We start from the raw sequence: 13690 nt of genomic DNA, 5'->3' as shown, positions 1-13690 counted from the left end.
TGAAATGGTTTCCTGATCGCGGCGATCTGCCACGCCTTGAATGATTGTAAACCGAACGATCAGATCCAGCTTGAACCATCCAACCTGAGCGGATAATGAACGGCCGCGCCGTTTTTCGGTCGCCGTAAGCGTGTCACGTGAACCAACGCATCAACCGACGCCGTCGGAATCGATGCCATTTTCGAAGGTTCACCGTGATCGACGCGTCCTTTTCCTCGAAAGAAATCAGATGATTGCGGTTCGTAAACTGCCGGCGCGCTATGCGCCGATCGTGATGCCATTCGTGCTGTCCATCCTCATGACGGCGGTGGTGTCAGTCATTTCGACGCTGCGAAGCCTCGGCGCAACGCCGGCCTTCCTGGCAACCTGGCCCGGCGCCTGGGGGCTGTCATGGCTCGTCGCTTTCCCGACGCTGCTCGTGGTGTTGCCGCTGGTCCGCCGGATCGTGGCCTGCCTCGTCGCCGCCCCCACCTCAACCAGGCCAATAGCCGGAGCGCCCCTACGACAGCGCCCCCAGCACGCCGCGCGTCGCCTTGTCGATCTCCTCGACATAGCGGCGGCGCGCGAAGTTCTCGGTGAGGAAGCCGACCACCTTGCGGCTGTCGGTGGAATCGACCACCGCCAGCATCTCGGCTTCGGCCTCGTCGAACACCGCCATCGCCGACTTCACGTTCATTTCCGGGATCAGCACGATGTCGATCAGACGGGCGAGCTCGATCACCTGGATTTCGTCGGCGATGGTGTCGAGATCGCTGGAGAACAGGTCGGGCAGCAGGACGAGGCCGACATATTCGTCCGCATTATTGACGATGACGATACCGGGCCGCGACCCCAGCGCGAATTCGCGGCGCACGGCCGCGATCGTCGTGGTCGACGGCACCTTGCCGACGTCCGAGCGCATCAGCCGCTCGACGGTGAGATTGCGCAGCCAGCCGACGTCGTTGGCGCTGCGGATGGTCTCGCCGCGCAGGTGCAGGCGCCAGGTCGAGAAGGAGTGGCCGAACATGAAGCGGACGCAGATCGAGGTGACGATGCAACCGGCCAGCACCACGGCGGTGACGTCGACATTGCGCGTCATCTCGAGCACGAGGAACGACATGGTCAAGGGGCCGCCGACGATGGCGACGCCGAGCGTCGCCATGCCGGTCAGCATCGCGACCAGCGGATCGATCACGAAGTTCGGGCTGATCAAGAGCAGCAGCGCGGCAAAGAACTTTCCGATCAGGCTGCCGACGAACAGCGAGGCGAAGAACAGGCCGCCACGGAAGCCCGAGGCGAGCGAGACCAGGCAGGCCGTCACCTTCAGGGCGATGATCAGCGCGATCAAGCCGATCGTCATGTCGTGAAAGAGATCGAGCACCATGGCGCCGTGGCCGGCGGCCAGCACCTGCGGCGTGACAATCGCGAAGCCGCCGACGATGAGACCGCCGATCACCGGACGCAGCCAGACCGGCATCCAGGCGAACAGGCGCTCGAACGTCGGCGAGGAGCGCATCACGGCGATGCCGACGCCGCTGGTGACGAGGGCGAGCCCGATCAGGGCCAGGTACTGCTCGACACCGACGGCGCTGACCTTCGGTATCTCCAGCGAGTACGGCGCGCCGCCCAGCCATTGCGCGGTCAGAGCGCCGGCGAGCGAGGCCGCCAGGATCGGGGCGGCACTGCCGACCGAATAGACGCCGACGATCAGCTCGCAGGCGTAGAAGGCGCCGGTGATCGGCGCGCCGAACGCCGCCGCGATCGCGGCGGCAGCGCCGCAGCCGACCATCAGGCGCATATCGTTGCGGCGGAGATTGAAGAACTTGCCGAGCAGCGCGGCGATACCCGAGCCGATCTGGGTATAGCCGGCTTCGAGGCCGACCGAAGCGCCGCAGCCGTTGGAGATCAAGGTCTGGCTCGACACCACCAGGCTGTCGCGCATCGAGAGATTGCCGCCGCGCAGCGCGTTGGCCTCGATCGGGTCGACCGCGTTCGAGATCTTCATGCGCCGCCGCGACCATTCCATGATGCCGAGCGAAAGCCCGCCGAGCGCCGGCGCAATCAGCGCCGCCCAGGGACTGACGCTCGCATTGGACGAGAGGCGAACATCGATGGGGATGCCGTAGATCACGACGTGCGCGATCTGGGCGATCTCGGCCATCAGCGTCACGATCGCGCCCGCCAGCGTGCCGATCACGAGCGCGAGCGGGATCAGGTAGAACTCGTTGCTGCGCAGCAGGGCACGCAGCCGAACCATGGTGCGGTTCGTTCTCTTGCTATCGATCAGATGTTTGATTCGAACGAACACCTTCTGCCCGCCCTACCCTTCCGACAGGCCGGAGCCGGCCATGCGGACGCTGATATTGCCAGAGGTGCCCTGGTAGATGCCGAGCGCATTCATGCGGCGGCAGGCGTCGATGATGGCCTGTCTCTTGTCGAGCTCGTCCGCTGTCATCGACATCTCTCTTCTTCTCGGCTTCTTGGCGATGAACGTCAGAGGGGAAGTACGGCAAAGCAATGTCGCAGTGCAAGCGAAAGCGACCTGATCGGGCGCCATCTTGCCGACGGATCCGCTGCTCCTCGAAATGAACCGTAAAATCAATAAATTAACAGATTGTCGCCCCCCCTACGACAGGTTCGCCCGAACGGCTGCAATGCCGTTGATGACGAACTGCACCGAATAGGCGGCGAGCAGCATGCCCAGCACGCGCGAGAGCACGGCATTTCCGGTGCGCCCGAGAGTGCGGGCGATCAGGCTCGCGGAGACGAAGCACAGCATGCAGAGCAGGCAGACCGAGAGCACCACGGCGATGATGATCACGAGCCTCGCCCCATAACCGGCATCGCCCGCCAGCAGCAGCGTGGTCGCGATCGCGCCGGGGCCGGCCATCATGGGAATGGCGAGCGGAAACACCGCGACATCTGAGGCATGCTCGGATGTCGCCTTGTCGGCCTCCCGGGCCTCGCGATGCGGACGGTCACCGAAGATCATCTGGTACGAGACACCGAATAGCAGCAGCCCGCCGGCGATCTGGAAGGCGGGAATGCCGATCCCGAGCTGGCGGAGCAGGCCGTTTCCGACCAGCGCGATCACGACCAGGATCGAGGCGGCGATCAGCGGCGCCCGCAACGCGACCGTTCGCTTGATCTTGTCTGGCATGCCGGCGGTGGCGGCCAGAAAGGCCGGCGCAAGGCCGACGGGATCGACCACCAGCAGCAGCGTCACGAAGGCCGACAGGGCGAAATCGATCATGTCTCGGGGGGCTCCGCGGAAGGAACGATGGCAGGCGGACTGACTTAGCCCGGCAGAACCATTTTGGAAATCACTGGAGACGATCAATGAGCGACAGTGGAATCGGAATGCTGCTCGGCCATCTCTCGGCCAACCTGCTCTGGCTCTGGTTCATTGGAGCCTTCCTGCTCGGCGCGGTCCTCGTCTACGGCGTGATGAAGGCCGGACGCCTGCGGCGCAGCGAACGCGCGCAGCTCGACCGTAACACCGAGGCCCGGCAACGGCAGGAGGACCCCTACAAGCATCCAACCTGAGAGATCGCCGTGAGCGCCGGTTGCAGTTTGGAACTTTCGTTTTTCAAAGGGCTTTGATCGCCTGAGGATTGAGGGAGGCGACGCCTTCCGATGTGACCTCAAGAGGAGGACGTATGGCTAAACGAGCGAAGAAACGCACAACCAAGAAGACCGCCGCGCGCCGACCGCGTCAGGCGCCGAAGATGCTCAGCGACCTGTTCCTGGAGACGCTGAAGGACATCTATTTCGCGGAGAACAAGATCATCAAGACGCTGCCGAAGATGGCCAAGGCTGCGCATTCGAAGGATCTTGCGGCGGCCTTCAACAAGCATCTGCGCGAGACCCAGGGCCAGGTCAAACGTCTCGACCAGGTCTTCAAGATGCTGGGCAAGCCCGCACGTGGCAAGACTTGCGAGGCCATCAACGGCATTACCGACGAGGGCGCCGAGATCATGAAGGAATTCAAGAACGCCCCTGCCCTCGACGCCGGTCTGCTCGCGGCGGCGCAAGCCGTGGAGCACTACGAAATCTCCCGCTACGGCACGCTGCGGACCTGGGCCGAGGAGCTCGGCATGCAGGATGCGGCGAGGCTGCTCCAGGAGACGTTGGACGAGGAAGAGGCGACCGACCACACGCTGACCGAGCTAGCGACGTCCGTGATCAACCTCGAAGCGGAAGACGAGTACCGCGCGGCGGCCTGAGCCGTACCCGCGCAATGACGAAACGTCGCGGTCCGAGCCGCGGCGTTTGCCTGTTCGGGATCACACGATGGCGCATGGCACGCCCGCATCGTCGGGCTGGATTTCCGCGGAACCGGCCCCATATGCAGCCTTTCCCACCGCCGAGCCCGCATCATGCAACCCAAAAATCCCCTCGACTGGATGCTGTCCGAAGCCCTGGACTCGCTGACCCGCGCCGAACGGCTGCGCCAGCAGTTCGGCCGCCAGGAAGCCTGCTGGGAGCCGCCGATCGACGTGCTCGAAACCGAGCATGAGCTCCTGATCCTGGTCGCGCTTCCCGGCGTCAATCCGGACAATGTCGAGACGGTGATCCATGACGGCGCGCTCGTCATCTCCGGCCAGCGCACCCTTCCGCCGGAGCTTCGCAACGCCCGCATCCACCGGCTCGAGCTACCGCAGGGCCGCTTCGAGCGGCGCATCGCGCTCCCCCTTGGCCGCTACGCCATCAGCCGCTTCGTGATGGACGGCTGCGTTGCGCTGCGCCTCGCCAAATCCTGAGGTCGATCATGGCCACCGAACAGATGAATAACGCCCAGACCAATTCCCAAAACAATTCCGACGTGAAGGTCCCCGAAGACGCGCTGATCGTGATCCCCGTGCGCGAGATGGTGCTGTTCCCCGGCGCGATCGCGCCGATTTCGATCGGCCGGGCAAAGTCCATCGCCGCCGCACAGCAGGCGCTGCGCGAGCAGCGGCCGGTCGGCATCGTGCTGCAACGCAGCCCCGAGATCGAGGAGCCCGGTCCGGACGACCTCTACCGGGTCGCGACCATCGCCAATATCGTGCGCTACATCACCGCGCCCGACGGCACTCACCACATCGTCTGCCAGGGCGTGCAGCGCGCGCGCATCCTCGACTTCCTGCCCGGTACGCCTTTCCCGGCTGCCCGCATCCAGCAGATCCCCGAGCCGACCACGACCTCGCCCGAGATCGAGGCGCGCGTGCTGAACCTGCAGCGCCTGGCCATCGAGGCGATCGAGCTGCTGCCGCAGGCCCCGCCCGAGCTGGCAGCGATGTTCCAGGGCACCAGCGCGCCCGGCGCGCTGGCGGACCTGGCGACCTCGTTCATGGACATCAAGCCGCAGGACAAGCAGGAGGTGCTGGAGACCATCGACCTCGCCTTGCGCGTCGAGAAGGTGTCGAAGCACCTGGCCGAACGGCTGGAGGTGCTGCGCATCAGCAACGAAATCGGCCAGAAGACCCGCGCCAGTTTCGACGAGCGGCAGCGCGAGGCGATCCTGCGCGAGCAAATGGCGACCATCCAGCGCCAGCTCGGCGAAGGCGACGGCAAGGCGGCCGAGGTCGCCGAGCTGACGGCTGCCATCGCCAAGGCCAACATGCCGCCCGAGGCGGATGCGCACGCCAAGAAGGAGCTGCGCCGCTACGAGCGCATGCCGGAGGCCGCCGGCGAAGCCGGCATGGTCCGCACCTATCTCGACTGGCTGATCGAGCTGCCCTGGGCGCTGCCCGCGGAGAAGCCGATCGACATCAAGGAGGCGCGTCGCATCCTCGATGCCGACCATTTCGGCCTGGAGAAGATCAAGAGCCGGATCATCGAATATCTGGCGGTGCGCAAGCTCGCCCCGCAGGGCAAGGCGCCGATCCTGTGCTTCGTCGGCCCTCCCGGCGTTGGCAAGACCTCGCTCGGCCAATCCATCGCACGCGCGATGGATCGTCCCTTCGTACGCGTCAGCCTCGGCGGCGTGCATGACGAGGCGGAGATCCGCGGCCACCGGCGCACCTATATCGGCGCGCTGCCCGGCAACATCATCCAGGGCATCAAGAAGGCGGGCGCCCGCAACTGCGTGATGATGCTGGACGAGATCGACAAGATGGGCCGCGGTGTGCAGGGCGATCCTTCCGCCGCGATGCTGGAGGTGCTCGACCCCGAGCAGAACGGGACCTTCCGGGACAATTACCTGGGCGTGCCCTTCGACCTGTCGCGCGTGGTGTTCATTGCGACCGCCAACATGCTGGACCAGATCCCGGGTCCGCTGCTCGACCGCATGGAGCTGATCAGCCTCGCCGGCTACACCGAGGAGGAGAAGCTGGAGATCGCACGGCGCTACCTGGTGCGGCGCCAGCTGGAGGCCAACGGCCTCTCGGCCGAACAGGCCGAGATCGAGCCGGAGGCGCTGAAGCTGATCGTCAAGAGCTACACCCGCGAGGCCGGCGTGCGTAACCTCGAGCGCGAGATCGGCAAGGTATTCCGGCATGCCGCGGTGCAGGTCGCCGAGGGCACGGCCGCGAAGGTCGTGGTGAGCCCGAGGGACATCGCTACCGTGCTCGGCCAGCCGCGCTTCGAGGGCGAGATCGCGCTGCGCACCAGCGTTCCGGGCGTCGCCACCGGTCTCGCCTGGACGCCGGTCGGCGGCGACATCCTGTTCATCGAGGCCTCGCGCGTCCCCGGCAAGGGCGGGCTGATCCTGACCGGTCAGCTCGGCGACGTCATGCGCGAGAGCGTGCAAGCTGCGCTGACGCTGGTGAAGAGCCGAGCCACCCAGCTCGGCATTGATCCGCAGCTGTTCGAGAAGAGCGACATCCACGTTCACGTTCCCGCGGGAGCGACCCCGAAGGACGGGCCGAGCGCGGGCGTTGCGATGTTCACGGCGCTGACGTCGCTACTCACCAATCGCACGGTGCGCAGCGACACCGCGATGACCGGCGAGATCTCGCTGCGCGGCCTGGTGCTGCCAGTCGGCGGCATCAAGGAGAAGGTGGTGGCTGCGGCCGCTGCCGGATTGAAGCGGGTGATGCTGCCGGCGCGCAACAAGCGGGATTACGACGACATCCCGAAGAGCGCGCGGGACAACCTCGAATTCATCTGGCTGGAACGCGTGGACGAAGCCATCGCCGCGGCGCTCGAGCCGGCTGATGCCAAGGTCGAGGCGGCGGAGTGAATGCGATGAGCGGATTGCTGGAAAGAGCGAAGCGATCACGGAAAACGCAGCGGCTGCGCCAGCTGCTCGATCGCGCCATCGACCGGGTTCGCGATGTCCTGGCGGCGCCAGGACCGCGGCTTCAGCCGGTCCCGGTCCGGGTGAAGCGCCGCAAGGGTTGAGCCCTCCGTCTCGAGCCCTCGCGGCAGCCCCAAATAAAAGGCCCCCTCCTACCCGAGGGGGCCTTTGCGTTGTCAGGCCACGGCGTCCTTGGCAGCCTTGACCGGGCGGGCGCGGACGATCTTCCGGGCCGGCTTGGCCTTGAACATCATCTCTTCACCCGTGAACGGGTTGGTGCCCTTGCGCGCCTTGGTGGCGGGCTTCTTGATGACCACGAACTTGGCGAAGCCCGGCACCAGGAACAGGCCGTTCTTCTTGAGCTCCTTGTGACCGACGTCGGTCAGCGTCTCCATGACGCTCTTGACGTCACGCTTGGAAAGCTCGGTGGCGGTCGCAATCTTTTCGATCAGCTGCGATTTGGACATTTGGGTTGGCATCGTGTCTCCTCTGATTCGTTGCCGGTTGCATATTAGACCAAGCGGCGAAGGCCTATAGCCTTCTGCACAGTTTTATCGCGTTTTTACGGGCTTTTTTGGCCCCCTGTGACAAAAAACCCTGCATTTTAGCTGCTTCCGGAGCGAAAGGAGCCTCAGGCAGCGGTTTTTGCCTTGTTTCAAAGGCCCGCAAGCCACCTTGCTAAAGCTGATTCGATGCTTTCGACAAGCGACGACCGGCCTCTTTGGCGGAGGCCGGTCGCGATTCGCCCTGAAAAATAAGGGCTAGATTGGTGTATTGCCGCCATCGCAGTTGCTCGCCCTCTCTCCGATCTTACGGGGAGAGGGTTGGGGTGAGGGCTGCTTCCGCGCTCAAGGTGACAGCCGGACGCACGGAGAGTCCCCCTCACCCGGATTGCATCTGACGATGCAATCCGACCTCTCCCCGCAAGCGGGGAGAGGTGAGAGAGAGTGAAGCTAGATGCGCTCGATGATGACCGCCGGCGCCATGCCGCCGGCCGCGCACATGGTGACGAGACCGCGCTTGAGGTCGCGCCGTTCGAGCTCGTCGAGCACGGTGCCGATCAGGATCGAGCCGGTCGCGCCGATGGGATGGCCGAGCGCGATCGAGCCGCCATTGACGTTGACCTTGGCGCGGTCGAGCTCGAGATCACGGATGTATTTTTCCGCAACCACAGCAAAGGCCTCATTGATCTCGAACAGGTCGATGTCGTCGACGGTCAGCCCCGCCTTCGCCAGCACCTTGCGCGTCGCCGGTACCGGCGCGTTCAGCATCAGGGTCGGCGAGTCCCCCATGTTGGCCATCGCCACCACGCGGGCGCGCGGCTTGAGGCCATGCGCCTTGGAGTAGGCCGGCGAGGCCAGCAGGATCGCGGCGGCGCCGTCGACGACGCCGGACGAGTTGCCGGCGTGGTGCACGAAGTCGATCTTCAGGTCCGGATATTTTTGCAGGATCAGGCCGCGATAGGTCGTGCCCTTGTCATCGAGCGCATAGTCGGCGATGGCGGGGAACGCCGGCTTCAGGCTGCTGAGGCCCTCCATCGTGGTCTGCGGCCGCGGATATTCTTCATGGTCGAGCGCAAGGCTGCCGTCCTCGCGGTGGACAGGCACGAGGCTCTTCTTGAAGTGACCATTTGCCATCGCATGCGCGGCACGTTTCTGGCTTTCGAGGCCGAGCGCGTCGACGTCCTGCCGCGTGATGCCTTCCAGCGTCGCGATCGCGTCGGCACAGACGCCCTGATGCGACTGCGGGTGCCGCGCGCGCAGGCGCAGATTGCCGTTGTCCATCATCATCGGACCGCCGCCACGGCGTCCCTCCATCGACATCATCTCGCAGCCGCCGGCGATGACGAGGTCTTCGGCGCCCGCCATGATCGAGCTTGCGGCCATGCTGACGCTGGTGATGCCGGAGCCGCAGAAACGGTCGAGCGTCACGGCACTCGCGCGCACGTCGTAGCCGGCATCGAGCGCCGACATCCGGCCGAGATCGCCGCTTTGCGTTGCGACCTGCGCGCTGCAGCCCCAGACGATGTCGTCGACATCGGCGGTGTCGATGCCGGTGCGGTCGGCGAGCGCGCGCAGCACGGTTGCGCCGAGCTGCTGCGGATGAATCCCCGAGAGCGCTCCCTTGCCGGCCTTGCCGATGCCGCGTGGGGTGCGGCAGGCATCGATGATCAGCGCGTCAACCATTGGCGTTGTCCTCTTGTTGATGGGTATTGAGAGGCGTTGTGAATCAGGGGGACAGGTGAGTCAATGCGTGGTGGCTCGCCTCGCCTCTCCCCGCGTGCGGCGAGAGGCTGGATTTTACGCGCAGCGGAAAATCCAGGTGAGGGGGAGCTTCAGCAAGGACGGTGGCAGATGGACTCGTGGGTAGAGCCCCTCACCCCGACCCTCTCCCCGTAAGAACGGGGAGACGCGAAGAGATCACACCCCCGCCGCGTTGGTCGCGATCACGTTGCGGTAGAAGCTGGCGCTGAGCTTTGGGGTGCGGACCTGGGTGTCGAAATTGACGTGGTAGAGGCCGAAGCGCTTGTTCAGCCCGTACACCCATTCGAAATTATCCATCAGACTCCAGAGGAAGTAGCCGCGCACCGGCACGCCCTCGCTGGTGGCACGCTGGAGCTGGGCGAGATAGTTGCGCAGATACATGATGCGGTCGGTGTCGTAGATCTTGCCGTCGGGCCTCACCACGTCGTCGCCGGAGGTGCCGTTCTCGCTGATATAGATCGCGTCCGTCTTCCAGATCTTCGCAGCCAGCTTCGGCACCCAATAGATCGTCTCGGGTCCGACGCGCAGCCAGTCCGAATTCATGTGCGGGAACGATTTCGGGATCGGCAGCGGCATGAAGCCGGCACCCTGGTCGGAAGCCACCACGTAGTTCTGCGGCGCGTAGATGTTGAGGCCGAGGAAATCAACCGGCGAGGAGATGATCTTCAGTTCCGCATCGATGTATTTCGGCGCGTTGGGCCCGGCGAACTTCAGGAAGGCGTCGGTATACTGCCCTGTCATGATGACGTTGAGATAGCCGCCGTTCATCTCGCGTAGCGCGATCTCAGCGGCGCGGACGTTCTCCGGCGTGTCGATCGCGGGCGCGCAGGCATCGATGTTCTCGGCCGGTCCCACCCTGGTGCCGTGGCGGCCATGGGCGCGCACGGCCTGCACCGCGAGCCCGTGCGCGAGCGCGCTGTTGTGCCTGATCTGGTTGAGCTCGGCCTGCGGCAGCGTCAGACCCGGCGCGTCGATGCCAATGCCGTAACCGAAATAAACGAAGCGGCCGCTCTCGTTCAGCGTGAACACGTTCTTGACCCGGTCGGTCAGATGCTCGGCGACATAGGCCGCGTAGTCGCCGAAAATCTTGCAGGTCTCGGTCGAGCGCCAGCCGCCGAAGCGATCCTGGAGCGATTGCGGCAGGTCCCAATGATAGAGCGTCAGCCACGGCTCGATGCCGTTCTTGAGGAGCTCGTCGACGAGCCGGTTGTAGAAGTCGAGCCCTTTCGGGTTCGGCTTGCCATCGCCATCCGGAAACACCCGCGGCCAGGCGACCGAAAAGCGATAGGCCTTGCAGCCGAGCTCCTTGATGAGCGCGATATCCTCCTTGTAGCGGTGATAATGCTCATTGGCGCGGTCGCCGGTAGTGCCGTCCTCGATCTTGCCGGGGATGCGCACGAACTTGTCCCAGATCGAAGCCCCTCGCCCATCCTCGTTGACCGCGCCCTCGACCTGATAGGACGAGGTCGCCGTGCCCCAGACAAAGCCTGCCGGAAAGCCGGTGCCGGCGCGCGGCGGCGGTGCCGGGTTGACCTCGACGGCCCCAACGGGATTTGCCATTCCGGCTGCGGACAGCCCCGCGATTTTCGCGAATTGGCGACGCGAGACCTTGTCCGACATTGATGCTGCCTCCTGGGATGGTTTGGGCCAGATGCCCGAGCTTCGTCGCGGACGCTCAGGCATTATGTCCGGCTTCGACGTCCTGGAAAGTCGGCAAGCCGGGGCCGCCTCCCCATAGTTAACTCATTCAACGCCTTTTCCGCAGCGCAATTAATCTAAGCTTCAGGTCTCGCCTATAGGCTGCACTCAGAAAAAACAGTCCCTTTTTGGTTGCGAAAATGCCTCCGTCGTCAATTGCCGCCAATCCGCGGCGGGCCGCGCAAGGTCGCGAAAAGTGGGCCACGTTCTTTGGCACGCTCGATTCGCCCAACGTGCGGCTCCTCGCGGGCGGGCTGCTGATACCAAACCTAATCTCGCTCGCAACGATGGCTTCATTGGTCGATATCGGCTTGCCGCCGCGGACCATCGCCATCGCTCTCTATGCCAGCATTGCCATCCTGGCGCGGCGTATTCCCTTCATGCTCACGGTCGCGCTGTTTCTTGCCGTGCTCACCTTCGACATCGTGCAAACGTTGTCTCTCATGTTCGGCATCGGGCTGAGTGACTTAATGGCAGCTGTCGACCACGCGAGGCGCATCAATTTCTTCGCCTCACCGCTTTATTTCGCTTTGATCGTCACACTCGTCATGACCACGGGCCTAAGCCTGGCATGCTTAAGGCCGCGCGCCATGCTTATAAATGCGAACATACCGGTTCTCTTCTTCTTGGCACAGGCGTTCGGCGTGATGGACTATGTCAGCAACGCGTCGCCACACTACCATTTCGGCTCCACGATGGGACGCAACGAGCCGATCCAATCCGCTGCGGAGGTGTCGGGTTTTAGGCAGGCAGCAGGGGCCGACGGAAACAACGTCGTCCTGGTGATCGTCGAGAGCTTGGGCTACCTGAAGGACCAGAACGCCCGAACGCGCATAGCAGAACCCCTGTATGATCAAAGTCTGACCAGGGACTACACCATCACCTCCGGAAAAACGGTCTATTTCGGTTCGACGACATCGGGCGAGATGCGGGAACTATGTAATACGCGCACATTCTATACAGAGTACGTTCAGAATGACACCAACACCTGCCTGCCGGATCTGCTGGCCGCGCGAGGGTATAGCAACATCGCCGTGCACGGCTTCGCTGGAGGTATGTTCGAGCGTGAGCAGTGGTATCCGACAATCGGCTTCGACCAGGAACTCTTCCGCGACGAGCTGGTCAAAACGACCCGCCGCGTATGCGGCAGCGCCTTCGCTGGCGCGTGCGATGCAGATCTCGCGCCCGTGATTTCCGCGGCCTCCCGCGAAGCGGGAAAGCAAGGCAAGCCACGCTTCATCTATTGGCTCACATTGAATACCCATATTCCGGTCGCGCCTGGTCAAGCTCTGACGGATTTTCATTGCGAGACCGACGGCGTCTTCGGTCGACCCAAGGTTTGCAGGATGGCCGAACTTTGGCACGACGTATTTGCCGTCGTCGCAAAGATAGCTCGCGACCCAGCCGTGGCGCCGGCCGACATCCTGGTGGTCGGCGACCATGCCCCGCCGTTCTGGTCGAGACATGACCGCGCCCAATTCGAGCCCGGTCAAGTGGCTTGGTACAGGCTCCAGCCCCGGCGAGCGTCTCCTCTGCCGATGCGGGACGCCCGCAACCAACAGCGAGCATCGACAGACGACGCGGATAGCAGTCGAAGTGCGCAATGACCGAGCAGTGGTATTGCGCATGTCTGTCGCTCTCGTCCTCGAAGATCTGTAAAGTGGCTTCACGCCCTCAAGGCTGTCCCTCTGCCGCTTGCCGCTATCAACCCGGGTATCGGAGGCCAGCGCGATGCCTCTCCTCGCTCAGCGCGAGCGCTTCGGCAATTTCGGCAGCTTGTCGGGATTGAACGCCGGCATCTGCTCGGTTCGTTCAGGTGCCGGTGGCTGCTTTTCAGTCAGGATGAGCGTGCCCTGGAGGATCATTCCCGGGACTTGTACGGCGGTCGCCGTGTAGGTCGCGATCTTGCCGGGGCAGTTTCCTTCGATGGTCAGCGTCAACTCATCATCGTTGCCGAACACCGTTGCGCGTCCATCGGTATGACGCTTCGTCGATACCGTGGCGGTGAAGCGATCTCCATCGACCTGACAGGAGCCATGATACGTCATCAGGCTGTCGCGGCCCCAGATCTGTCCGTCTGCGACATGGACGATGCCGGTACCCTGGTCGAGCGGCGTCTTGTACCAAGCCGCGTAGGTGCCGTCCTTCAGCATGGGAGCCGTCTCCCCTGGTATTCCCAAGCGGATAGTCCGCATCATTAGCGCTAAGAAAGCGTTAATCGCGCGGCCCGTGCCAATCCGGTCTGTCCTTGCGCAGCTCGGCTTCAAGCTCCTCGATGATGCTGTGAAGCAGACACGCGGCGAGCGGATCTGTCACCTCCCGCTCCAGGCGCCTGTAACGCGCGATCCGGAATTCCTGCTCTTTCAACTGGTGCTCTGTCATCAGACGGGCCCTCCGACGAACCGACGCAGAGACGGCAGGGGAGTTTCGTTAAAATTTTCGGATCATTTTCTATGGTTTCTGATCGGTTAAAGGTCTTTCCTTCCCTCCTGTTGTGGGAGAGGGAACGGAGCGCGCCCGACGAAAT

12 protein-coding genes and 2 pseudogenes are annotated in these 13690 nt (G+C 63.9%); 6 read left to right on the top strand and 8 right to left on the bottom strand.

All coding sequences use genetic code 11. The features are described 5' to 3' along the window. Positions 1-229 precede the first annotated feature (229 nt). Positions 230-488, top strand: a pseudogene (locus XH85_RS15515) (DUF2798 domain-containing protein). 11 nt (positions 489-499) lie between these two features. Here XH85_RS15515 and XH85_RS15510 read toward each other — a convergent pair. From XH85_RS15510 to XH85_RS15500, 3 genes and pseudogenes are all read right to left on the bottom strand, one after another. Further along, entirely contained in the window at positions 500-2287 is a 1788-nt protein-coding gene (locus XH85_RS15510) for a chloride channel protein (RefSeq protein WP_128932486.1), read from the bottom strand. 36 nt (positions 2288-2323) lie between these two features. Continuing rightward, positions 2324-2440, bottom strand: a pseudogene (locus XH85_RS15505) (class II aldolase/adducin family protein); the annotation flags it as partial. Between the two features lie 165 nt (positions 2441-2605). After that, the gene (locus tag XH85_RS15500; RefSeq protein WP_128932485.1) at positions 2606-3232 is read right to left on the bottom strand and encodes a MarC family protein; all 627 of its coding nucleotides are present in this window, start codon (positions 3230-3232) and stop codon (positions 2606-2608) included. Positions 3233-3318: 86 nt separating this feature from the next. On the opposite strand from XH85_RS15500, the gene XH85_RS15495 reads away from it, so the two are divergent. From XH85_RS15495 to lon, 4 genes are all read left to right on the top strand, one after another. Next, on the top strand, positions 3319-3525 hold the full coding sequence (locus tag XH85_RS15495) for a hypothetical protein (RefSeq protein ID WP_091898377.1): 207 nt from the start codon (positions 3319-3321) through the stop codon (positions 3523-3525). 113 nt (positions 3526-3638) lie between these two features. Then, on the top strand, positions 3639-4205 hold the full coding sequence (locus XH85_RS15490) for a YciE/YciF ferroxidase family protein (protein WP_128932484.1): 567 nt from the start codon (positions 3639-3641) through the stop codon (positions 4203-4205). A gap of 153 nt (positions 4206-4358) precedes the next feature. Then, a complete protein-coding gene (locus XH85_RS15485) occupies positions 4359-4742 on the top strand; it encodes an Hsp20/alpha crystallin family protein (RefSeq protein WP_011088914.1) in 384 nt (127 codons plus the stop codon). 8 nt (positions 4743-4750) lie between these two features. Further along, positions 4751-7144 (top strand): endopeptidase La, encoded by a 2394-nt coding sequence (gene lon, locus XH85_RS15480; RefSeq protein WP_128932483.1) that lies wholly within the window; start codon positions 4751-4753, stop codon positions 7142-7144. A gap of 233 nt (positions 7145-7377) precedes the next feature. Here the strand turns inward: lon and XH85_RS15475 are convergent, their stop codons facing one another. The 3 genes from XH85_RS15475 to XH85_RS15465 form a co-directional block, all read right to left on the bottom strand. Further along, positions 7378-7680, bottom strand: coding sequence for an HU family DNA-binding protein (locus tag XH85_RS15475; RefSeq protein WP_084805933.1), 303 nt, complete (start codon positions 7678-7680; stop codon positions 7378-7380). 474 nt (positions 7681-8154) lie between these two features. After that, positions 8155-9387: an acetyl-CoA C-acetyltransferase gene (locus XH85_RS15470; RefSeq protein WP_128932482.1), complete on the bottom strand. Its 1233-nt coding sequence runs from the start codon at positions 9385-9387 to the stop codon at positions 8155-8157. A 234-nt stretch (positions 9388-9621) separates the two neighbouring features. Then, positions 9622-11085, bottom strand: a complete 1464-nt coding sequence (locus tag XH85_RS15465; protein WP_128932481.1) for a GH1 family beta-glucosidase — start codon at positions 11083-11085, stop codon at positions 9622-9624. Positions 11086-11303: 218 nt separating this feature from the next. On the opposite strand from XH85_RS15465, the gene XH85_RS15460 reads away from it, so the two are divergent. Beyond that, on the top strand, positions 11304-12770 hold the full coding sequence (locus XH85_RS15460; RefSeq protein WP_128932480.1) for a sulfatase-like hydrolase/transferase: 1467 nt from the start codon (positions 11304-11306) through the stop codon (positions 12768-12770). A gap of 138 nt (positions 12771-12908) precedes the next feature. Here XH85_RS15460 and XH85_RS15455 read toward each other — a convergent pair whose 3' ends face one another. Next, positions 12909-13316, bottom strand: a complete 408-nt coding sequence (locus XH85_RS15455; protein WP_128939278.1) for a hypothetical protein — start codon at positions 13314-13316, stop codon at positions 12909-12911. A 61-nt stretch (positions 13317-13377) separates the two neighbouring features. Beyond that, complete coding sequence (locus XH85_RS45080) at positions 13378-13545, bottom strand: hypothetical protein (RefSeq protein ID WP_164940780.1); 168 nt, start codon at positions 13543-13545, stop codon at positions 13378-13380. Positions 13546-13690: the final 145 nt, after the last annotated feature.

Source organism: Bradyrhizobium zhanjiangense, from assembly GCF_004114935.1.
Taxonomy (GTDB): Bacteria; Pseudomonadota; Alphaproteobacteria; order Rhizobiales; family Xanthobacteraceae; genus Bradyrhizobium; species Bradyrhizobium zhanjiangense.
The sequence above is the reverse complement of the archived record's forward strand: the minus strand, read 5'-3'. Positions and strand labels throughout refer to the sequence as shown.